This window comes from Mesorhizobium sp. KACC 23794, assembly GCF_052180275.1.
Taxonomy (GTDB): domain Bacteria; phylum Pseudomonadota; class Alphaproteobacteria; order Rhizobiales; family Rhizobiaceae; genus Kumtagia.
Window position 1 is genome coordinate 2,449,167 of record NZ_CP197465.1, and the last position, 20,481, is coordinate 2,469,647.

The window sequence follows — 20,481 nt, forward strand, 5'->3', positions numbered from 1 at the left end:
TGTGTGTGTCAGGCGGCGTCCCTGACCGTGACAAAAACCTGCTTGCCGAACAGCTTGAGCGCCGCGTCCAGCGTCGCAAGCTTGGTCGGATGATCCGGATCGAGGATGCGGCGTGCCTCGGTATCGGCCTTGCCGAGCCTTCTGGCGAATTCCGACTTGGAAATGCCGGAGGCGCGAAAGGCCTCGACGACGGCAATCTTAAGCGCATTCACCATTTCGACCGGTACGTCGACGTGGCCGACTTTCCGCCTGGAAGGCGTTGGCAGTGTCTTGCCGTGAACAAGATAGCCGCGCAGGGCCAGCCCAAGCGCGTCGGAGGCACTTGCCTTGGCGTCCGCGAAATCGTCACCCTGGGTTATGGCCTCGGGCACATCCGGAAAGGTCACCAGAAAGCCACCGTCGGACTCCGGATGGAACAGAGCGGGGTAAACATAGTCCATAAGAACGTACTCCGTTTTTCTGCCCGGCGGCATACCGCCGGATGGCGCGCCGATTGCTTCGGATCAATCGACGCCCAACTGCTTTTTGATGAGGGCCACATAGCCCGGCCGCAACTCCCCGGACTTGATAATGGTCGCCTTGAGCCCCAATTCCACCCGGCTATGCGAGCCCTTGCCTCTGTCTTCACTCACCTCGAAATGCACGCCGTTCTTCCTCGCCCATTTGCGCAATTCGCGTATCAGGGCATCGCGCGTCATTTCATTGTTCTCTCCATCTGCGCGAGAATATTGCACATTTTTGTGTGGATTGCGACCCCGTTCCACGAAAGGTTCCTGCATGAGTGAATCGGGCTTTCGCGAAAAACTCTGGCAGCGTGTCGAGAATTCGATCGACGCCTTTCAGGACACCGACCGCGTGGTGCTGCCGAAGGACGCCTGGCGCTTCATCCTGTATTTCGCCAACCAGGCGCGCCGGCCGTTCGCGCTGCTTCTGGTCACGGGTTTCCTTGTAGGCGCGGTCGACGCCGCGCTTTACTGGGCGGTCGGCTGGCTGATCGACCTGCTCGACCATGCCAATCCGGCGACGCTGTTTGCCGACCACTGGCCGCAACTCGCGGGGCTGCTGGCGCTGCTGCTCGTGGTGCGAACCGTGGTGATGGTTGCCTCGGCGGTGGTCGAGCAGCAGGTGGTGGTGCCCGGGTTCTTCTCCATGGTGCGCTGGCAGGCGTTTCGCCGAGTCATCGAGCAGCCCTACGATTTCTACCAGAACGATTTCGCGGGCCGCATCGCGACAAAGATCATGCAGGGCGGCGAGGCCGTCGGCGACTTCATCGTCAACGTGCTGCAGACGATGTGGTCGTTCCTGACATTCGTCGTGCTGGCGATCACCATCCTCGTCTCGCTCGACCCGCTGATGGGGCTGGTGGTGGCGCTATGGTTCGTCGGTTATGGCGGCATCGTCTGGTTCCTGCTGCCGGAGATGCGCAGCGCCGGACGGGCGACCGCCGACGAGCGCTCCATCTTCAACGGGCGGATGGTCGATGCCTTCACCAACATCATGGCCGTAAAGCTGTTCGACAGCGGCCGGCGCGAGCACGTCTATATGCGCGACGGGCTGGAGCGTTTCCTTCTGGCGGTGAAGCGGCTGACGCGGGCGGTGACCACCGTGCGCTCGTCGGTGGCGCTGCTCAACGGCATGATGATGAGCGCCATCGCTGCACTTTGCATGCTGAGCTTTTCGGCGGGGGACATCTCGACTGGTGCGGTAGCGGCGGCGATGGGGCTGGTGTTCCGGCTGAACCAGATGTCGGGCTGGATGATGTTCAACATCAACGGGCTGATCCGCAACTATGCGACCGTGCAGGACGCGACGCGCACCATCTCGGTAGAGCCGGCGATCCGCGACGCGGCAGACGCCGCTGTGCTTCCGCATGCAAAGGGCGACATCCGCTTCGAGAACGCCTCCTTCCATTATGGCAAGGGCGCCGGAATCATCGAGAATCTCAATTTGCACATCAGGCCGGGCGAGCGCGTGGCGCTGGTCGGGCCATCGGGCGCCGGCAAAACGACGATCGTCAACCTGGCGCTGCGGCTGTTCGACGTGGAGAAGGGCCGCGTGCTGATCGACGGGCAGGATGTGCGCGACGTGACGCAGGCGTCGCTGCGCGCCCAGTTCGGCGTGGTCAGCCAGGAAGCAATGCTGATGCACCGCTCCATCCACGACAATATCGGTTACGCGAAAGCCGGCGCCAGCCAGGCCGAGATCGAGGACGCGGCCAGACGATCGGCGGCGCACGAGTTCATCGCCGGCGTCGCCGATCCGCGCGGGCGAAAAGGTTATGAGGCGCATGTCGGCGAACGCGGCGTGAAACTGTCCGGCGGGCAGCGGCAGCGTATCGCCATTGCCCGCATGATGCTGAAGGACGCGCCCATCCTGATCCTCGACGAGGCGACTTCGGCGCTGGATTCGGAGGTCGAGGCGGCGATCCAGGACAATCTCTACCGGCTGATGGAAGGCAAGACGGTGATCGCCATCGCCCACCGGCTGTCGACTATTGCTGCGCTCGATCGGCTGATCGTGCTCGACCGTGGCCGGATCGTTGAGGAAGGCACGCACGAGGCGCTGATCGCCAGGGGCGGCCTCTACGCGCAGCTCTGGAAGCGGCAGTCGGGCGGCTTTTTGCCGGACCGGCTGGCGGCGGAATAGCCGGCCGAAATTCATTTGAGAGCGTCGGTAGCGGGTGGTTTTCCGCGCCTCCGATGCCCATTTACCTGCATGCTAATTTCATGGAGCGAAGCCATGCTGGCCCGCACACCGCGCTATCAGATCAAGCGCCTGGATCCCAATCACGAGGCCTTCGCCGCGTTGGCGGAGGAAAGCCGGAAGGAAGGGTTCTGGATGCTCGTCACCCTCGCCAACAATTGGGAGGACGGGCGCAACCGGTTCTCCAAGCGCGGCGAGGCGCTGTTCGGGGCGTGGCTGGAAAGTGAATTGGCCGGAGTCTGCGGGCTCAACGTCGATCCCTATGTCGCGGGCCGCCGCGAGGGCCGCGTGCGGCATCTCTATGTCGGCGCGGCGCACCGCATGAACGGCGTCGGGCGGCAGCTTGTCTGGAGTGCGATCGACAAGGCGCGAAAACATTTTCCGGTGCTCAACACGCGGGCGCCGGAAACGGCGTTCGGATTCTACGAGACACTCGGCTTCGAACGCCTGGACGGCGATGACGGGGCGACGCACAGGATGAAGCTGGCGCGGCCAACGACAGCAGCGCGGCCCAAGGAGTAGCTGGAGCAATGTCGCTCAAACTTCCCGGCAGCAGCGACCTTGCGGCACGCGGCAGGACCGGCCTCGATGTGCTCGACTACGAGATCGTCGCCGAGATGGCGACCTCACTCGGAACGGCGGGCCGCAAGGTCGAGGCGGTGATGGCGCGGCTTCATGCGCATCAGGGCGATGCGGACGAGCGCGTGGTGCTGGTGCGGACGGCGGCCGAGGCGGTCTATGCCTATTTCGTGCAGCGCGAGCTTTGCGGGCTGAGGCGCCACGACGACGTCATCCGTGACTATCGCATTCCGCGCGAGGTGCTGGTGAGGCTAGGGGCGAAGTAGGCGACGGGCGGCTCCACATATGCGCGGCAGTGCGACGCGGAAGCGTTTCGCAAAAAGCTGCATGCCGAAAGCCTGAATCTATTCACGCCATTCGGTGACGAAGCTGCCGTTCTGGTGGATGTCGATGCTTTCCAGCGGGCCGGGGCCTAGATTCTCGAATTTGTGCGGCGTGCCGGCCGGGGCGATGACGATTGATCCTTCCCTTGCCGCGACTTTCGCGCTGCCGACGGTGAAGAGTGCGCTGCCGCGGCGAATGATGAAGACTTCCGGATAGGGATGCTTGTGCAGCCTCGGCCCGCCACCGAGGCCATCGATGCGGTTGGTGATGATGCATATGCCGGCACCGTGTGCCGCGCCCTGCCATTCGCCGTGGAAGCCGGCGATATCGGTCAGCCAATCCTCGGCCTTGGTGATCATGCTCATCAGGCCGCTTCCCACGGATTGAAGAGTTTTACGCCGGTGCCTTCGAAATCGCGTGTGTTGCGGGTGACGACCGTCAGATTGTGGACGAGGGCGGTAGCGGCGATCAAAGCGTCCAGTTCCGGTCTGGGGTCGTGCACGTGAAGCGCGGCACAGCGCAGTGCGATATCTGGCTCGATATCGAGAATCCGGTCGGAGAACTGCGAAACAAGGGTCTTGTGCAGCCAGGCATGAAGCGCGTCGCCCTGGCGCGGATCGCGGCGCGCGATCTGCAAAATACCGCGTTCGATCTCAAGGATCGTTACGACTGAAATTGACATTTGGGTGAGCGCGATCGATTCGGCCCAGGCAGTTACCGCCGGGTGCGCAGTCGCGGATTTTCGCAGTTCGGAGACGACGTTCGTATCCAGCAAAAACATCAATCGAAGTCTATCTGCGGGAACGGCTCGATCCGGCGTTCCGGAATGATGAGTTCGATGTCGTCGCCGTGAATAGGATCCATCAGCGCCTCGCGCAGGCTTTTCGGCTTTTCCGGCTCGCCGCGCGCGCCCTCTGCAGCCCGATAGGCTTCGATCGTCATGAGGACGTGGGTTGGCTTGCCGCGGTCGGTAATGAAGACCGGACCGTTCCTGGCTTCACGTTTGGCGCGCGCCGTGTCCTGGTTGAACTGGCGGCTGGTCATCGTCGTCACGATTCTCTTCGATATGTTCATGCTGGCTCCGATCCGCCCGGAAAAGGGGCTGGCAAGGGATCAATGTAGCAATATTGCTACATTCGTTCACCGACGTCAAATTCCACGCTTCTCGCCCGTCCCCGCGACAATCTGCCGTCCCGCCTTCGCCCGTCTGGACAAGCGCCGGCTTCACGCATAAACCAACCCCAAATGCCGGAGGATTTCGCCAGCCCGTTTCGCTACGCGAGGAGGGGCCGGCTATGAGCGGGATCAGGCTCGCCGCCGGCAAGGGGTAAGGCGAAAGGATGCCAGTTCCGTGAGCGCTAACGAAACGATCGATCCCTCACGCCGTGATTTTCTCTACATTGCAACCGGCATGGCGGGCGTCGTCGGTGTCGGCGCCGCGGTGTGGCCGTTCATCGACCAGATGCGGCCGGACGCCTCCACGCTCGCGCTCTCCAGCGTCGAGGTCGATGTGTCGTCGCTGACGCCGGGCATGTCGCTGACCGTCAAGTGGCGCGGCAAGCCGGTGTTCATCCGCAACCGCACGCCTGAAGAGATCGAATCCTCGCAGAAGGTCCCGCTCGACGAGCTCAAGGATCCGCTGGCGCGCAACGCCAACCTCGCTTCCGACGCCCAGGCGACGGACATCGACCGTTCGGCCGGCGCGGGTAAGGAAAACTGGCTGGTGATGGTCGGCGTCTGCACCCATCTCGGCTGCATACCACTCGGCCAGCAAGGCGAATATGGCGGCTGGTTCTGCCCGTGCCACGGCTCGGTCTACGATACCTCCGGGCGCATCCGGAAGGGACCGGCGCCGGAGAACATGGCCGTGCCGGTCTTCTCGTTCATTTCCGATACCAAGATTCGCGTCGGCTGACGGTCCAGGGGAAAACATCATGAGCGGTGGACACTCGACCTATACGCCAAGCAGCGGCATCGGAAAGTGGATCGATGCACGCATGCCGCTGCCGCGGCTGGTGTACGATTCCTTCGTGGCCTATCCGGTGCCGCGCAACCTGAACTACGCCTGGACCTTCGGCGGCATCCTTTCCATCATGCTGGTGGCGCAGATCGCCACCGGTATCGTGCTGGCAATGCACTACGCCAACGACACGACGCTGGCCTTCGACTCGGTCGAGAAGATCATGCGCGACGTGAATTCCGGCTGGTTGCTGCGCTACCTGCATTCCAACGGCGCGTCGTTCTTCTTCATCGCCGTCTATCTCCACATCGCACGAGGCCTCTATTACGGCTCCTACAAGCAGCCGCGCGAGCTGCTGTGGATTTTGGGCTGCATCATCTACCTCTTGATGATGGCGACCGGCTTCATGGGCTATGTGCTTCCCTGGGGGCAGATGTCGTTCTGGGGCGCCACGGTCATCACCGGCTTCTTCACCGCCATTCCGTTGGTCGGCAACTGGGTGCAGGAACTGCTGCTCGGCGGCTTCGCGGTCGACAACCCCACGCTAAACCGCTTCTTCGCGCTGCACTACCTGCTGCCGTTCATGATCGCCGGCGTCGTCGTGCTGCATGTCTGGGCGCTGCATGTGGTCGGCCAGACCAACCCGACCGGCATCGAGATCAAGTCGAAGACCGACAGCGTGGCGTTCACGCCCTACGCGACCATCAAGGACGCGTTCGCGATGATCGTGTTCCTCGCGGTGTTCGCCTATTTCGTCTTCTACATCCCGAACTATCTCGGCCACCCCGACAACTACATCGAGGCCAACCCGCTGAAGACGCCGGCCCACATCGTGCCCGAATGGTACTACCTGCCGTTCTATGCGATCCTGCGCGCCATCACCTTCAATATCGGGCCGATCAACTCCAAGCTGGGCGGCGTGCTCGCCATGTTCGGCGCCATCGCGGTGCTGTTCGTCGTGCCGTGGCTGGATACGTCCAAGGTGCGCTCGGCGGTCTACCGGCCGTGGTACAAGCTGTTCTTCTGGCTGTTCGTCGCCAACGCCATCTTTCTCGGCTGGCTCGGTTCGCGGCCGGCGGAAGGTTCGTATGTGGCGATGGCGCAGGTGTCGACGCTCTACTACTTCGCCTTCTTCATCGTCGTCATGCCGGTTCTCGGCCTGATTGAGACGCCGCGTCGCCTGCCGAATTCGATCACCGAGGCGGTTCTGGCGAAGAACAAGGGTGGGTCGGGGCATCCGGCGGGCGCCGCTGCGGCGCCGGACACCAAGGGCTGAGACAGAGAATCGCGAGAGGGATTTTTATGAAAACGATTCTCAAAGGCGTTGCCGCGCTCTCCTTCGCGATCGCCTGTTCGCTCGGCGCAGCCCATGCGCAGGAGGAGGGCCACAACGAGGCCGAGCCGACCCACTTCCCGATCCACAAGCCGGAGCAGATGGACTGGTCGTTCGCCGGCCCGTTCGGCAAGTACGACAAGGCGCAGTTGCAGCGCGGCTTCAAGGTCTACAAGGAAGTCTGCTCGGCCTGCCATTCGCTGAATCTGGTGGCGTTCCGCACGCTGGAGGAACTCGGCTATTCGGAAGCGCAGGTGAAGACGCTCGCGGCCGAATACACGATCCAGGACGGGCCGAACGACGCGGGCGACATGTTCGAGCGGCCCGGCATCCCGTCCGATTACTTCCCGTCGCCGTTCCCCAACGAGCAGGCCGCGGCGGCCGCCAATGGCGGCGCGGCGCCCCCCGATATGTCGCTGCTCGCCAAGGCGCGCGGCGTCGAGCGTGGTTTTCCGACCTTCATCTTCGACATCTTCACGCAGTATGCCCAGGGCGGCCCGGACTATATCCACGCGCTGATCACCGGCTATGGCCACGAGCCGCCGGCCGGCATGACCATTCCGGAAGGCACGCATTACAATCCGTATTTCATCGCCGGCAAGTCGCTGGCGATGGCGCAGCCGATCACCGACGACCAGGTGACCTATGACGACGGCTCGCCGCAGACGATCGACCAGTATTCGCGCGACGTATCGGCTTTCCTGATGTGGGCGGCAGAGCCGCATTTGGCCGAGCGCAAGCAGACCGGCTTCAGCGTGCTCGCCTTCCTCATCCTGTTCGGCGGGCTGATGTACCTGACCAAGCGCAAGGTGTGGGCAGCGATTCCGCACTGAGCGTTGACGCCGAGAATCACGAAACCCGGCCAAGCTTTTGTTTGGCCGGGTTTTTCGTTTGCGAAGAGCCAGGGTCGGGGTATCTGCGTCGGCCATGACGGATTTCGAAGCCGCCGGCGAACAGCGAGCCTGACATGTTGATACGCCTCAAGGACTGCCACAATTTCCACGATTTCCGCCGCATGGCGCAGCAGCGCCTGCCGGGTCCGATCTTCAACTACATCGATGGCGCCGCCGACGACGAGGTGACCTACCGGCGCAACACGGCGGGCTTCGAGGAATGCGACCTGGTGCCGAACGTGCTGCGCGGCATGGCCGAGGTCGACATGTCGGTGACGGTGATGGGCCAGAAGCTGGCGATGCCCGTCTACTGCTCGCCGACCGCCTTGCAGCGGCTGTTCCACCATCAGGGCGAGCGCGCCGTCGCCGGGGCGGCTGCGAAGTATGGAACGATGTTCGGCGTCTCCTCGCTCGGCACGGTCAGCCTGGAGGAGGTGCGCAGGATCAGCAGCAGCCCCCAAGTCTACCAGTTCTATTTCCACAGAGACCGCGGCCTGAACCGGGCGATGATGCAGCGCGCCAGGGAGGCCGGCGTCGAGGTGATGATGCTGACCGTCGACAGCATCGCGGGCGGAAACCGCGAGCGCGACAAGCGCACCGGCTTTGCCATCCCCTTCAAGCTCAACCTCGCCGGCATGCTGCAGTTTGCCGTCAAGCCGGCCTGGGCGCTGAACTACTTCAGCCACGAGAGCTTCAAGCTGCCGCAACTGGACGCCCATGTCGACATGGGCGGCGGTACGATGTCGATCAGCCGGTATTTCAACGAAATGCTCGACCCGTCGATGAACTGGGACGACGTTGCCGAGATGGTGCGGCTGTGGTCGGGACAATTCTGCCTCAAGGGCATCATGTCGGTCGAGGACGCAAGGCGCGCCGTCGACATCGGCTGTACGGGCATCGTGCTGTCGAACCATGGCGGGCGGCAGCTTGACGGATCGCGCAGCGGTTTCGATCAGCTCGCCGAGATCGTCGACGCCGTGGGCGATCGGATCGACGTGATGATGGACGGCGGCGTGCAGCGCGGCAGCCATGTGCTGAAGGCGCTGTCGCTGGGCGCCAAGGCGGTCGGCGTCGGCCGCTACTACCTCTTCCCGCTTGCCGCCGCCGGAGAGCCGGGCGTGGAGCGCGCGCTGGGACTGATGCGGATGGAGATCGAACGCGGCATGAAGCTGATGGGCGCAAAGTCCGTCGGCGAGCTTTCGCGAACCAATCTGCGTTTCAGGTAAGGTTGGCACTATTTCCTTTTTCGGACCGGCAGGCCAAAACTGTCGGGCATGGAGTGCAGATCATGAAACCCTCCCTCGAAGACGCGCTCATCGCCTCGATCCGCACGATCCCCGACTATCCGAAGCCGGGCATCCTGTTTCGCGACATCACCACGCTGCTCGGCAATGCGCGCGCCTTCCGCCGCGCCATTGACGAGCTGGTGCATCCCTATGCGGGGACCAAGATCGAGAAGATCGCCGGCATCGAGGCGCGCGGCTTCATCCTCGGTGGCGCGATCGCCCACCAGCTCTCGGCTGGCTTCGTGCCGATCCGCAAGAAGGGAAAGCTGCCGCACGAGACGGTGCGCGTCGCCTACAGCCTGGAATACGGCATCGACGAGATGGAGATGCACAAGGACGGCGTGGCGGCGGGCGAGAAAGTCATCCTCGTCGACGACCTGATCGCCACCGGCGGCACGGCGGAGGCGGCGGTCAAGCTTCTGCGCCAGATCGGCGCCGACATCGTCGCCGCCTGCTTCGTCATCGACCTGCCCGACCTCGGCGGTCGCGCGAGACTGGAGGCGCTGGACGTGCCGGTCAGGACGCTGATCGGGTTCGAGGGACATTGAGGGCGCAAAGCTTTCGGCTCCGACCCTGGCAGCAAGTCTATTTCTGCTTGTTCCGGAACTCGTCGCTGCCGTGATTCTCGGATCCTCGGTAAGCGAACGCCTTTTTCCTCTGTTCCGGGGTCAGTTTCGAAAGCAGCCCCACGTTGGGCAATGGCTTTTCCGTAGACAGTTCGGAAAATGCCGCAGTCTTCTCGCGCAAGGTTGCCATGCTGGCAAGTCCGCGTTTCAAATTGGTCGGTGCGCCCATAGTCATAAATCTCGCTTAAGATAGGGCGCCTCCTTGCGGGGCGTCACCTCCTCAAAGCCATACACCTCCATATATAGGCTCTTTAGGGAAGGGCGAACAGAGTGAAGGCGCAGTTCCGCGCGGCCGCGCAATTGCGCATATGTCGCGCAAGCATCGAGCACCAACGGGATCATTGCTCCCTTCAACGGACAATCGTTATTCGGCTCTCGCTCCATATATTCCAGCCTCACCGCAGAATTGCTGACCGTCGCCATTGCAAGGCCGCAAAGGCGCTCTCCGTGCCAGATCGCGATGCTCAGAACACTCGGCCCGTGGTAGGCTTCAAATATAGCGGGCCAATCGAAATTGCTGTCTGGACTGCGGACCAGTTTCTCCCATTGATCCGTGTAGGCCTGCCTGGCATGGCCTGACCATTCCGATGTCGTGAACAACAGACCCATTTCCTCGCGCACCGCTGAGACCGCACTGCGACAAGCCATGTCACGAGCCCGGTTGTGAATAGCCTTCGCTCGTTGAAGGGACGCGCTCACCGGCGGCTTCCTCAAGCACTGAGCCCTGCTGCACGCCAGCGTTAATGCGCGCCGCGCCGATATGAAAATCGAAGACGCGAAAACTGGCCGTCAACCGTTCCCACGTTTATAGGCGTCAAATAGATCGGTTACGAGAACGCCATTGATGCGCAACCCGGTCAAATCTGCGTCCTGGATGTTTGAGTACGCCAGCGTAACGCCGCTGATCGTCAAACGCGATAGATTTGCATTCGTGATGGCTGCTCCAGACAGATTTACGTTGTTGAAGCGCGCGTCCGTAAGGTTGACATCGTCAAAATCCGCTTCGCTCAGATTGGTGTCCGTGAATTTCGCCTTGGTCAAGACCGCGTGAAACCGCGCGTCTTCGAGGTTTACGCCGTCGAAATTGGCGCCCGAAATATCGGCCCGCTTATAATATGCCCCACGCATCTGGGGCCCGTCAAATGGACTGCCTTCTGCGGGTTCACTCATTGCAGTCTCCTTCGTACAAGTGATCTACATCCAAGAGCGCCGGATCGCGACGTCAAATGCCACTGTTCCGGGAATGGAATTGGCAATTCTATTGCCGGTGGCGATCGGTCGAGCCGCTCTACCCCGCCTTCACCAGCACCGCGCTGTCGAACTCGATCACCTTGTCGCCGGTCGAGTCGAAACCCTCCGAGTGCAGCGACATCAGCCGCCAACCCGGGCGGGTCGCCAGCGGCCGGTGGCCGAGGATGGTGCGGGTGTAGGATACCGTCTCGCCGGCATAGACCGGCTTCAGCCATTTCAAATTGCTGAAGCCGGGGGAGGGGCCGAATTCCGGCTCGGGGCCTTCGCCTTGCCAGGCGCGGCCGCCATTGATCGGTGTGGCCAGGTTGCATTTCATCCAGGCGGCGGCGGTCTGCCAGCCCGATGCGCAGAGGCGGCCGAAGACGCTGCCTTCCGCCTTGGCCTCGTCGACGTGAAAGGGCTGCGGGTCGTATTTGACGGCGAACGCCTTGATGGCCTCCGGCGAAAAGCGGTAGGCGCCGATCGGCACCGTCACGCCGACCTGAAGGTATTCGTCGAGGGTCATGTTGCTGCCCGCCGCAGGAACATGCCGGTGTTTTGCATATCGAACACGGTCTCGCCGTTCTGGTTGAAGAGTTCGAAACGGAAGGTGACGAAGCCGAGCGCGGGACGGGACTGCGACAGGCGCCGGGCCATGACGGTGCTGCGGCCGGTCAGCGTGTCGCCGGCAAGCACGGGCTTCCTCCATTTGACGTGATCGACGCCGGGCGCGCCCTGGGAGGTCGAATTCAGCAGGTAGGCGTCGCAGATCATGCGCATGAACATCGCGCAGGTGTGCCAGCCCGACGCGGACAGACCGCCGAGGATGCTCGCCTTGCCGGCTTCCTCGTCGAGATGCATCGGTTGCGGGTCGAACTCGCTGGCGAATTCGATGATCTCCTCCGCCGTCACCAGCTTGCTGCCCAGCGGGAGGGAGGCGCCCACCTCGAAATCCTCATAGGCCCAACGCTTGTCCGTCATCCGGCGCCCTCTCGCGAACTGCGTGGCCGCCCTAGCAGACGGAAGCGAACATGGCCAGTGTCACAGCCAGCCGCGGCGCTTGAACCACCAGAAGGGCAGCACGGCTGCCAGCACCATGATGCCGACGGCCAGCGGATAGCCATATTCCCATTTCAGCTCGGGCATGATGTCGAAATTCATGCCGTAGACCGAGGCGACCAGCGTCGGCGGCAGGAACACGACGGCGGCCACCGAGACGATCTTGATGATGGCGTTCTGCTCGATGTTGATCATGCCCAGCGTCGCATCGAGCAGGAAGATGACCTTTTGCGACAGCGATTCCGCATGGGCCGTCAGGGAGAGGATGTCGCGCGACAGCGTTTTTATCCGCGCCCGCAACTCCTTCTCATGGGGATCGGCCATGGTCACATTGCCGAGGAACCCCATGACGCGCTGCAGGCTGACCAGGCTGTCCTGGATGTTGGAGATGAACAGTTCCTCGCGGCCGATCTGGCGCAGGATGATCTGGAAGCCCTGGTCGCGCTTCGACGCCTTCTTCTCGGTCGGATGGAAGATCCGGTGGGAAATCCCGATGACGTCGCTGCTGGCGCGCTCCAGGAGGTCCGCCAGCCGGTCGACGATGGCTTCGAGCAGCGCGATCAGGATCGACTGACCGTCCATGCAGTTCAGGTCGGCGTTTTCGGCGCGCATCGGGAAAGTCTTGAAAGCGCGCGGCTCGTGGTAGCGCACGGTGATCAGCTTGCCTTTCGCCAGCACGAAGGTCACCGGCCCCATAACGTGGCTTTCGCCGTCGGCATGGGCGGGCAGCGTCGCGGTCATGAAATACGCGCCGTTCTCGGAATAGAGGCGCGACGAGATCTCGATCTCCTCCATCTCCTCGCGCGTCGGCACGTCGACGCCGATCCATTTCTCGATCGCCGCCTCTTCCTCCTTGGTAGGCCCGACAAGGTCGGCCCAAACCACCTTCTCGTGCATATCGAACAGGTCCGGCACCTGGCGCAGCCGGTCCTTGTCCATGACGAAGGCTCTGATCATCGCCGGATTCCCTGATTTGAGCCGAGAGGATGCGCGGCTCCGGACCCTGCCGGGCGCAGAGGCCGGATAGACCCGCGGACCCACGCCGTCAAGCCGGTCGGCATGCGTCCGGTCGCCCCAACTTCGACGGCTTGTCTCAAGCGGTCCGGCCCGCGGACGAACGGCTGCGGTCCGACCGAAAGTACGATTGCACAAAGATCAGGCATCGCAAAAAATGAAGCTGCTTCGAGGGCACCGAATACCGAGTCGAGCTGCAAGCTGGCGCTGCCAAATTGCCGTCGACTTCAAAAACTTCGGGAGGAAGCAATGCCACTACTGACTGCACTTGCAATAAGCATTGGTGTGCTGGGTGGGATCGCCACCTGGCTGTATGTGGGGCCGCTTGGAATGGCGGGCCTGCAGATATGGGCGGGGTTTGTCGCCTGGGCCGCCTATTATCATTCGGGCGGCACACAGGCAGCACTCAAGACCAACATCCCGGCGCACATTTTCGGCGCCGTCGTCGCGTGGGTCGTGCTGATACTTCTCGGTTCGCTGGCGCCGTCGCTCGGCGTCCCTATCGCCGCCGGTATACTGGTCGGGATCGGCGCCGCGATCCTGGTGATCGGCGCGAACGTGCCTGCATTGGGAAGCATACCGTCCTCCGTGTACGGCTTCGCCTGCGTTGCCGGCTACACGCTGCTTGCCGGCAAGCTGGGAACGCTGCTGACGGTCTCGGTGGTCGACAACGCGCTGATCAACATCGTCGTGTCGATGGTGATCGGGGCGCTGTTCGGCTTTGTCTCGGAAAAGCTCGGCGGCGCGCTCGCCGGATCGTCGCGCAAGGCGGCGGCCTGACGGAGACATTTTCCCGCGCCGGCGCATGCCGCCGGCGCGGAAGACAATATCGATCGGAAGGACAGGACGTTGCCGTCCTGACGATGGCTTACTGCGCCTCTTGCGCCACCCGAAGCGCGACCGCCACATTGTTGCGATGGACGTCCTCGTAGGGAGCGAAATACCGGATCGAGCCCGCTTCGAGCTGAGGTGCAACGAATTCCCTGAGTGTGCGTTCGCGCATGGCGGGCTCGCGTGCAGCCTGCTGCAGCGACCCGATATAATCCTCGGTCGCCGCGATCAGCGTCTTGGCGTATCCACCGCCAGCGATGATGTCGGGATCGCCATGGTTGGGCAGGATCGAGCCCGGGTCGAGCGCCGCCAGCCTTTGCAGGTCTTCGAGATGCCGGTTGAAACTCTCGGGCTCACCGACATAGGTGACCGTGTCCTCCAGCGTATCGCCGGCAGGCAGGATCCTTTTCTCCGGCAGCCAGAGAACGGTCGCGTCGTCGCTGTGGATGTTCAATTCGATCAGTTCCACCCCACGATTGCCAACCTTGATCGACATATGGCCACTGAACAGCGTGGTGGGCAGGATCAGCGGAGCGATCGCCGGGGGACCTTCGAGCGTACCGGCCTCTATCGCCGCTTTGCGGCTTGCGAGATGTGCGGCCGTACGCCGGTTGGCGATGATCTCGCAATCGGCAAAAGCTTCGGTTCCAGCGACGTGGTCGAGGTGCCAGTGGCTGAGTACGACGGTGAATTTCGAGACGCCCAGCGCTTCCAGCGCGGCGCGAATGGTGCGCGCGTGGTCGAGCGAGATGTGCGTGTCGTAGACCAGTGCCTCATCGCCCTCGACGATCGCGTAGCTGGCGATGCCGAGCGACAGGGCGCCGTCGTCCACCCAGTTTGGTCCGGCGGCAAAGCGGTAGCCGTCGACCCGGCCGTCATAGAAGGCCAAAATGCCTTCGATGGGATGCAGGATGCGCAGGTGTTTTGTCATCGGCCGATTTTCCTGCCGGTTCGTGACCGCCGGAATGCCGGGACAGTTTACTCTGTTTCCGCAGAAGGGCGGATGCGCTTCAAGGCTGGTGCGGGCGGAAAAGTAAACTGTCCCCTGAGCTTACGTGTTGAATTTGAACAGCAGCACGTCGCCGTCCTGCACCACATATTCCTTGCCTTCGTCGCGGGCTTTTCCCGCTTCCTTGGCCGCGACCTCGCCGCCAAGGCCGATGAAGTCGTCATAGGCGATGGTCTGGGCACGGATGAAGCCGCGCTCGAAGTCGGTGTGGATGACGCCGGCCGCCTGCGGCGCCTTGGTGCCCTTCAAAATCGTCCAGGCGCGGGTCTCTTTCGGCCCGGCGGTGAAATAGGTGATGAGGTGCAAGAGGTCGTAACCGGCGCGGATCAGCTTATCCAGGCCCGGCTCCTCCAGGCCCATCGAAGCGAGGAATTCCAGTTCCTCGTCGTCGGGAAGCTGGGCAACCTCGGCCTCGATTGCCGCCGAAATCACCACCGTGCGGGCGCCTTGGGCGGCGGCCATCGCCTCTACCGCCCTGGTATGTTCGTTTCCGGTGGCGGCGTCCGCCTCGGCGACGTTGCAGACATAAAGCACCGGATGGGCGGTAAGCAGGTTCAGGCCCTGGAGCGTGCGCAGATCCTCGGCGGCGATGCCCGACAGCATGACGCGCGCCGGCTTGCCTTCCTGCAGAAGTTCCAGCGCCTTCTCCATGACAGGCAGCACCGTGAGCGCTTCCTTGTCTTTGCTCTGCCCTCGCTTGCGGAACTGGACGATACGGCGCTCGAGACTGTCGAGGTCGGCCAGCATCAGCTCTGTCTCGACGGTCTCGGCATCGGCCACCGGATTGATGCGGCCTTCGACATGGGTGATGTCGTCATCCTCGAAGCAGCGCAGGACATGCACGATGGCGTCGACCTCGCGGATGTTGGCCAAAAACTGGTTGCCCAGCCCTTCGCCCTTCGACGCGCCGCGCACGAGGCCGGCGATGTCGACGAAGGAGATGCGGGTCGGGATGATCTCCTTCGACTTCGCGACCGCCGCGATCTTTTGCAGGCGCGGGTCCGGCACCGCCACTTCGCCTGTGTTCGGCTCGATGGTGCAGAAGGGATAGTTCGCCGCCTGCGCCGCGGCGGTGCGCGTCAGGGCGTTGAACAGCGTCGACTTGCCAACGTTGGGCAGCCCAACGATGCCGCATTTGAAACCCATTTTTTTAGTCCTAGCGGGAGATCAGAATTTGTTCAGGGCTATGGGCGAACGGATCGATGATCGTCAAGCCTTCGATTGACTGGCCGTCCTGCAAATCCTCCGACAGGAAGTGCGTGCAGCCCAATTCCAGCGCGGAGGCGAGCAGCAGGCAATCCCACCATGAGTAGCGATATCGAAGATGGAGGTGTCGGGCTGACGCACATGTTGCCGCTGAGAGTGGACTGCTGCCGATTTCCGTCAATTGATCGACGATGGAGAAAACATGCTCCGGATTGGCAAACCATCGCTTTCGCAGCATCACGAAAGTCATTTCGTTCAGCACCTGGAGGTTGATGCGAGCAATTTGACGGGCAGTCAGCGCACGCACCCAATGGATGGCCGTCTCAGCCTTTTCGCCGCCATCCCGATCATGGAGATACAGAAGGGTGTTGGTGTCGATAAACACCCTAACGGCGGGCATTGCGCTCCTCGGATGTCGGCATGCGACCGTCTTCCATGACGCTCCACTTCGGCCCGGCGAGAATACGTTCGATCGCCTCCAGTTGCCGGTTTCGCCCGCGATCATTGTCAGCCGCGTCGTCAGCCTCGATCTTTCTTCGCGCTGCCTCGGCCAGATATTTCGACACGCTCTGGCCAGCCCGTGCGGCAGCGATGCGGGTGCGCTGCGCAAGCTCATCGTCCATTGAGATGGTCACGTTTTTCATTTCACGATCTCACGAAAACACGAACTTCGTGTTTGTATATGTGGATGGGCATTATCTTTGCAAGCAGTTCTCAACGATCTGCCGCGCGCCTTTGCAGACCGGAACCAATCCGCCGGCTTTCCGTTCGCACAGGCAGTAAAATGGAAAATCTTGATGGTTGCTCCGCGCGCGGTGTGGAAGGGATTTCTGAAATTCGGCTCGGTCGCCTGCGCGATCAAGCTGGTCGGCGCAACGTCTGAGTCCGAAAAAATCCATTTCCGCATCCTCAACCGCAGGACGCGCGAGCCGGTGAAGAGCGCCTATCTCGATGAGGGGACAAGCAAGGTCGTCGAGGCTGAGGACCAGGTGAAGGGTTATGAACTCGGCAATGGTGAGTTCCTGCTACTGGAGCCTGACGAGATCAAGGCGCTGAAGCTGAGTTCGGAGCACACGCTGGAGGTCGAGGATTTCGTCGACCTCGACGCTGTCGACCAGCGCTATCTCGACAAGCCTTATCACGTCGTGCCGGCCGACCCGGCGGCGCGAGAGTCCTTCGCGGTGATCCGCGAGGCGCTGCGGCAAAAGAAGGCGGCGGTGCGCTCCTGCATCGTGCTCTACCAGCGCGGCCGCGAGGTGCTGATCCAGCCCGAGGGCGATGCGCTGCTGATGACCACGCTGCGCAACCGCAACGAGATGGTCGAGGCAGGCAGCGTGTTCGACGGGCTGAAGAAGGTGAAGACCGACCCGGAGATGATCGAGATCGCCGAACTTTTGATCGACAAGAAAACGACGATGTTCGATCCGTCGAAATTCGAGGATTCTTACGAGAATGCGCTGATCGCGATGATCAAGGCCAAGCAGCAGGGCAAGCAGCCGCCGAAACCCGCGCCGAGGCCGAAGGAGAACGTCGTCAACCTTGCCGATGTGCTGCGCAAGAGCCTCGCGCAGGAGGGGATTTCGCGGGAGAAAGGCGCTGCGAAGAAGGGGCGCGGCGCGGCGGCCTGAGTGTTGGAGGAAGGGCTGCGGTGAGCAGGACGCGCCGGCTAACCGCTCGTCCGGGGCGGCTAGGAATTCTTCCCGAACAGCTTCTTCAACATCGCCGCCATGGGTCCGGTTTCCGGCACCTGGACCGCCGGCTGCTGCGGCCGCGCCTGACGGATGTGGCTCTGCGGCTTCGGCGCCTTGGGCGGCGGTCGGTCGTGGTCGCCGGTGGGCGGCAGCGCATCGCGCAGCGCCAGCGTGACCCGGTTCATGAATTCGTTGTCGTTGCCCTTGGCCAAGTAGGACACGTTGCCGGCGATCGCTTCCAGCAGCGGGTCCAGCCATTCTCCGTCCGCCCTGGAAAAATCGCCGAGTACATGGCCGTGCACGAGTTCCTTGACGCCGGGATGGCCGACGCCGATGCGCACGCGCCGAAAATCCTTACCGACATGCTGGTCGAGCGAGCGGATGCCGTTGTGGCCGGCGGCGCCGCCGCCGATCTTGACCCGCACTTTTCCGGCGGCGAGCTCGATCTCGTCGTAGAAGACGGTCAGCGCCGAGACCGGGAGCTTGTAGAAGCGCAACGCCTCGCCGACCGACTGGCCGGACAGGTTCATAAAAGTCTGCGGCTTGATGAGGACGATTTTTTCGCCGGCGATCTCGCCCGTCGCGATCAGGCCCTGGAATTTCTTCGACCAGGGCGAAAAGCCATGGCGGCGGGCAATCGCGTCCGCCGTCATGAAGCCGACATTGTGCCGGTTGTGGGCATATTGCGCGCCCGGGTTGCCGAGGCCAGCAAACAAAAGCATGGCGTCGTTCCCGGGCGGCGAGGCTTATTCGGTGGCGGCCGGGGCGGCGGCCTCCGCCGGGGCATCCGTCTCGGGCCGCATCGCGGCGGAGCCGGCGATGGTGGCGATGGTGAAGTCGCGATCGTGGATGACCGGGCGCACGCCGGCCGGCAGCTTCACCGACGAGATGTGGATGGAATCGCCGATATCGGCTCCCGAAAGGTCGACCGTGACGGAATCCGGGATAGCATCGGCCGGGCAGTGGAACTCGATCTCGTGGCGCACGATGTTGAGCACGCCGCCGCGCTTGATGCCGGGCGACTTGTCCTCGTTGATGAAGTGCACGGGCACCTCGACGTTGACCTCGGTGTTCTTGCCGATCCGCAGGAAGTCGACATGCATCGGCGTGTCCTTGACCGGATCCAACTGGTAGTCCTTGGGGAGGACCTGGATCTTCTGGCCGCCGACATCGATCGTGGCGACCGTGGTCAGAAAACCGCCGCCGTGGATCTTGTAGTAGATTTCCTTGTAGGAGAGAGCGATCGCCAGGGGAGGCTGCTTGTCTCCATAGATGACTGCAGGCACTTTACCTTCGCGGCGAACTGCACGGGCGGACCCCTTACCGACCTGTTCGCGCGCGTCGGCCTTGAGCTCGTAGGTGTCGTGGCTCATGGCTTTTCCTTTCGCGTTATTGGAGCGCCTCCGGCGAGCCAGGACGGCCATGCCGGAAACGTGGAAAGCCACCTTCGACGCAAACGGTCCAATCCGGAAGCCGGAGCAGGACCATGCGGAGATGGCGGCGATCGCCCGCGTTGCCTCCAAGGGTGTCTACGCGGGTGGCGGTCCTATAGCGGAGAGGGCGGAAAGGCGCAAGGTCGGGGGAAGATGGGGTTTGGCGGAATGTCTGGAATCGGTGGGGACCGGTCGGGCGGCTTCGGGCAGAAGGCGATGAAAAGCCGCCGTTTGCGAGGTTCAAAGAAACTCGGCTACAAGGATCGGCGGCTTTCCAGACGAGTTGGCGTCCGACAACCCTTCGAAAAGACGTCGTTAACTGCCAGAGCGTGGGGGCCGACCGATGGTGCGCTTGAAGGCATGAGCGAACGCACTTTGGGAGTTGTAGCCGACGGTCTCGGCAACGGCGGCCACAGCTTGGCCGGTGTCAAGCTTTCGCTGCGCCAGCACCATGCGCCAACGGATAAGGTAATCGATCGGCGGGCAGCCGACTCGCGTCGAGAAACGGTCCGTGAACGCCGAACGCGACATACCGACCTCCGCCGCCAGCATCGGCACGGTCCAGCGACGTGCGACGTCCCCATGCATCATTCGGAGTGCCCTACCAATCCGAGGGTCTGCCAAGGCGGTGATCCAGCCGACGCTGTCTGACGGGCTAGTTGCGACATAGGCACGAACCGCCTCGACGATGAGGATTTCCGCCAGCCGTTCGGCAACGAGCGAGCCGCCGACCGCTCCGTGGTCGACTTCCGCCCGCAAGGACTTGAGCGTCCGGGCGACGGCTTCAGCACTCGGAGACGTCCGATCTACACGCAGGAACGTGGGCAGGGCATCCAGAACGAACGAGGCGCTGCCATCCGCAAAGCCGCTACCGCCACCAATCATGACAGTTTCACGCCCATCGCCAAGACGCACAATGTCCTGTCCCGGTGAGGCGTAGAGCGACATGCCGTCGATAGGTTCGAGCGTCGGATCACTCGCTACGGTGTATCGCGTATCGCTGAGCAGAAAGACGTCGCCTTCCACCAAGGCTTCCGGGGGATGATCGGGAAGAAGGAGCCAGCATCGACCGTGCGTGAGCGCGACGAATTTCAGCCGCGCCCGCCCATCGAAAGCGAGCGCCCAGTCGCCTGCCGCTTCGAGGCCGGTCCCACGAACGCTCCGCGCACCGAGCGCTGCAAGGACCTCGGAGAATGGATCGCGCATCATTCTGGCGGATTGCGATAAAAACATGGCTCCTTGAGCATAGATCATCCGGCGGCCCGTGCATAGGTTAGGCTTCGTATTGCAAAGATGGAGCCTTC

Annotated in this window: 28 protein-coding genes; 10 read left to right on the forward strand and 18 right to left on the reverse strand. The window is 62.7% G+C overall.

Annotated features, from left to right (window positions below; genetic code table 11):
* Positions 1-8: 8 nt before the first annotated feature.
* Together ACSBOB_RS12070 and ACSBOB_RS12075 are read right to left on the reverse strand one after the other, a co-directional pair.
* Positions 9-440 carry a type II toxin-antitoxin system HicB family antitoxin gene (locus ACSBOB_RS12070; protein WP_442582630.1) on the reverse strand — a complete coding sequence of 144 codons (432 nt, stop codon included), beginning with the start codon at positions 438-440 and terminating at the stop codon, positions 9-11.
* Between the two features lie 63 nt (positions 441-503).
* Entirely contained in the window at positions 504-698 is a 195-nt protein-coding gene (locus ACSBOB_RS12075) for a type II toxin-antitoxin system HicA family toxin (RefSeq protein ID WP_442582631.1), read from the reverse strand.
* 79 nt (positions 699-777) lie between these two features.
* Here ACSBOB_RS12075 and ACSBOB_RS12080 point away from each other — a divergent pair, with 79 nt between their 5' ends.
* From ACSBOB_RS12080 to ACSBOB_RS12090, 3 genes are all read left to right on the forward strand, one after another.
* Positions 778-2,646, forward strand: coding sequence for an ABC transporter ATP-binding protein (locus tag ACSBOB_RS12080; protein WP_442582632.1), 1,869 nt, complete (start codon positions 778-780; stop codon positions 2,644-2,646).
* 93 nt (positions 2,647-2,739) lie between these two features.
* Positions 2,740-3,225: a GNAT family N-acetyltransferase gene (locus tag ACSBOB_RS12085; protein WP_442582633.1), complete on the forward strand. Its 486-nt coding sequence runs from the start codon at positions 2,740-2,742 to the stop codon at positions 3,223-3,225.
* Between the two features lie 8 nt (positions 3,226-3,233).
* Entirely contained in the window at positions 3,234-3,548 is a 315-nt protein-coding gene (locus tag ACSBOB_RS12090; RefSeq protein WP_442582634.1) for a DUF6665 family protein, read from the forward strand.
* Positions 3,549-3,626: 78 nt separating this feature from the next.
* On the opposite strand, the gene ACSBOB_RS12095 is transcribed toward ACSBOB_RS12090, so the two are convergent.
* From ACSBOB_RS12095 to ACSBOB_RS12105, 3 genes are read right to left on the reverse strand one after another with little or no spacing between them, the layout of a single operon-like run.
* Entirely contained in the window at positions 3,627-3,971 is a 345-nt protein-coding gene (locus ACSBOB_RS12095) for a cupin domain-containing protein (RefSeq protein ID WP_442582635.1), read from the reverse strand.
* On the reverse strand, positions 3,971-4,390 hold the full coding sequence (locus tag ACSBOB_RS12100; RefSeq protein WP_442582636.1) for a type II toxin-antitoxin system VapC family toxin: 420 nt from the start codon (positions 4,388-4,390) through the stop codon (positions 3,971-3,973). The genes ACSBOB_RS12095 and ACSBOB_RS12100 overlap by 1 nt, the downstream gene beginning before the upstream one ends.
* Complete coding sequence (locus tag ACSBOB_RS12105; protein WP_442582637.1) at positions 4,387-4,680, reverse strand: type II toxin-antitoxin system Phd/YefM family antitoxin; 294 nt, start codon at positions 4,678-4,680, stop codon at positions 4,387-4,389. Before ACSBOB_RS12105 ends, ACSBOB_RS12100 begins: the two co-directional genes overlap by 4 nt.
* Positions 4,681-5,017: 337 nt before the next feature.
* Here ACSBOB_RS12105 and petA point away from each other — a divergent pair, with 337 nt between their 5' ends.
* From petA to ACSBOB_RS12130, 5 genes are all read left to right on the forward strand, one after another.
* Complete coding sequence (gene petA, locus ACSBOB_RS12110) at positions 5,018-5,521, forward strand: ubiquinol-cytochrome c reductase iron-sulfur subunit (RefSeq protein WP_442583717.1); 504 nt, start codon at positions 5,018-5,020, stop codon at positions 5,519-5,521.
* A gap of 19 nt (positions 5,522-5,540) precedes the next feature.
* Positions 5,541-6,842: a cytochrome b gene (locus tag ACSBOB_RS12115; protein ID WP_442582638.1), complete on the forward strand. Its 1,302-nt coding sequence runs from the start codon at positions 5,541-5,543 to the stop codon at positions 6,840-6,842.
* A gap of 26 nt (positions 6,843-6,868) precedes the next feature.
* Positions 6,869-7,732 carry a cytochrome c1 gene (locus ACSBOB_RS12120; protein WP_442582639.1) on the forward strand — a complete coding sequence of 288 codons (864 nt, stop codon included), beginning with the start codon at positions 6,869-6,871 and terminating at the stop codon, positions 7,730-7,732.
* Between the two features lie 140 nt (positions 7,733-7,872).
* A complete protein-coding gene (locus ACSBOB_RS12125) occupies positions 7,873-9,018 on the forward strand; it encodes an alpha-hydroxy acid oxidase (protein WP_442583718.1) in 1,146 nt (381 codons plus the stop codon).
* Between the two features lie 62 nt (positions 9,019-9,080).
* Positions 9,081-9,626: an adenine phosphoribosyltransferase gene (locus tag ACSBOB_RS12130; protein ID WP_442582640.1), complete on the forward strand. Its 546-nt coding sequence runs from the start codon at positions 9,081-9,083 to the stop codon at positions 9,624-9,626.
* Positions 9,627-9,663: 37 nt separating this feature from the next.
* Here the strand turns inward: ACSBOB_RS12130 and ACSBOB_RS12135 are convergent, their stop codons facing one another.
* The 6 genes from ACSBOB_RS12135 to corA form a co-directional block, all read right to left on the reverse strand.
* Positions 9,664-9,873: a hypothetical protein gene (locus ACSBOB_RS12135; RefSeq protein ID WP_442582641.1), complete on the reverse strand. Its 210-nt coding sequence runs from the start codon at positions 9,871-9,873 to the stop codon at positions 9,664-9,666.
* A 2-nt stretch (positions 9,874-9,875) separates the two neighbouring features.
* Positions 9,876-10,403 (reverse strand): hypothetical protein, encoded by a 528-nt coding sequence (locus tag ACSBOB_RS12140; protein ID WP_442582642.1) that lies wholly within the window; start codon positions 10,401-10,403, stop codon positions 9,876-9,878.
* Between the two features lie 90 nt (positions 10,404-10,493).
* Positions 10,494-10,874 carry a pentapeptide repeat-containing protein gene (locus tag ACSBOB_RS12145; protein ID WP_442582643.1) on the reverse strand — a complete coding sequence of 127 codons (381 nt, stop codon included), beginning with the start codon at positions 10,872-10,874 and terminating at the stop codon, positions 10,494-10,496.
* Between the two features lie 118 nt (positions 10,875-10,992).
* A complete protein-coding gene (locus ACSBOB_RS12150; protein ID WP_442582644.1) occupies positions 10,993-11,460 on the reverse strand; it encodes a MaoC family dehydratase in 468 nt (155 codons plus the stop codon).
* Positions 11,457-11,915 carry a MaoC family dehydratase gene (locus tag ACSBOB_RS12155; RefSeq protein ID WP_442582645.1) on the reverse strand — a complete coding sequence of 153 codons (459 nt, stop codon included), beginning with the start codon at positions 11,913-11,915 and terminating at the stop codon, positions 11,457-11,459. Before ACSBOB_RS12155 ends, ACSBOB_RS12150 begins: the two co-directional genes overlap by 4 nt.
* Before the next feature lie 60 nt (positions 11,916-11,975).
* A complete protein-coding gene (gene corA, locus ACSBOB_RS12160; protein ID WP_442582646.1) occupies positions 11,976-12,950 on the reverse strand; it encodes a magnesium/cobalt transporter CorA in 975 nt (324 codons plus the stop codon).
* 306 nt (positions 12,951-13,256) lie between these two features.
* On the opposite strand from corA, the gene ACSBOB_RS12165 reads away from it, so the two are divergent.
* Positions 13,257-13,787, forward strand: coding sequence for a DUF1097 domain-containing protein (locus tag ACSBOB_RS12165; RefSeq protein WP_442582647.1), 531 nt, complete (start codon positions 13,257-13,259; stop codon positions 13,785-13,787).
* A gap of 88 nt (positions 13,788-13,875) precedes the next feature.
* On the opposite strand, the gene ACSBOB_RS12170 is transcribed toward ACSBOB_RS12165, so the two are convergent.
* The 4 genes from ACSBOB_RS12170 to ACSBOB_RS12185 all read right to left on the reverse strand — a co-directional run bounded on the left by ACSBOB_RS12170 (position 13,876) and on the right by ACSBOB_RS12185 (position 16,697).
* Positions 13,876-14,769 carry an MBL fold metallo-hydrolase gene (locus ACSBOB_RS12170; protein WP_442582648.1) on the reverse strand — a complete coding sequence of 298 codons (894 nt, stop codon included), beginning with the start codon at positions 14,767-14,769 and terminating at the stop codon, positions 13,876-13,878.
* A 120-nt stretch (positions 14,770-14,889) separates the two neighbouring features.
* Positions 14,890-15,993 carry a redox-regulated ATPase YchF gene (gene ychF / locus ACSBOB_RS12175; RefSeq protein WP_442582649.1) on the reverse strand — a complete coding sequence of 368 codons (1,104 nt, stop codon included), beginning with the start codon at positions 15,991-15,993 and terminating at the stop codon, positions 14,890-14,892.
* 10 nt (positions 15,994-16,003) lie between these two features.
* Positions 16,004-16,453: a PIN domain-containing protein gene (locus ACSBOB_RS12180; RefSeq protein ID WP_442582650.1), complete on the reverse strand. Its 450-nt coding sequence runs from the start codon at positions 16,451-16,453 to the stop codon at positions 16,004-16,006.
* On the reverse strand, positions 16,440-16,697 hold the full coding sequence (locus ACSBOB_RS12185) for a hypothetical protein (protein ID WP_442582651.1): 258 nt from the start codon (positions 16,695-16,697) through the stop codon (positions 16,440-16,442). The genes ACSBOB_RS12180 and ACSBOB_RS12185 overlap by 14 nt, the downstream gene beginning before the upstream one ends.
* A 153-nt stretch (positions 16,698-16,850) precedes the next feature.
* Between ACSBOB_RS12185 and ku the strand changes: the two genes are divergently transcribed.
* Entirely contained in the window at positions 16,851-17,681 is an 831-nt protein-coding gene (gene ku, locus ACSBOB_RS12190) for a non-homologous end joining protein Ku (RefSeq protein ID WP_442582652.1), read from the forward strand.
* A 59-nt stretch (positions 17,682-17,740) separates the two neighbouring features.
* Here the strand turns inward: ku and pth are convergent, their stop codons facing one another.
* The 3 genes from pth to ACSBOB_RS12205 all read right to left on the reverse strand — a co-directional run bounded on the left by pth (position 17,741) and on the right by ACSBOB_RS12205 (position 20,431).
* Complete coding sequence (gene pth, locus ACSBOB_RS12195; protein ID WP_442582653.1) at positions 17,741-18,466, reverse strand: aminoacyl-tRNA hydrolase; 726 nt, start codon at positions 18,464-18,466, stop codon at positions 17,741-17,743.
* A gap of 24 nt (positions 18,467-18,490) precedes the next feature.
* Positions 18,491-19,117, reverse strand: coding sequence for a 50S ribosomal protein L25/general stress protein Ctc (locus ACSBOB_RS12200; RefSeq protein ID WP_442582654.1), 627 nt, complete (start codon positions 19,115-19,117; stop codon positions 18,491-18,493).
* Between the two features lie 375 nt (positions 19,118-19,492).
* Positions 19,493-20,431, reverse strand: coding sequence for an AraC family transcriptional regulator (locus ACSBOB_RS12205; RefSeq protein WP_442582655.1), 939 nt, complete (start codon positions 20,429-20,431; stop codon positions 19,493-19,495).
* Positions 20,432-20,481: the final 50 nt, after the last annotated feature.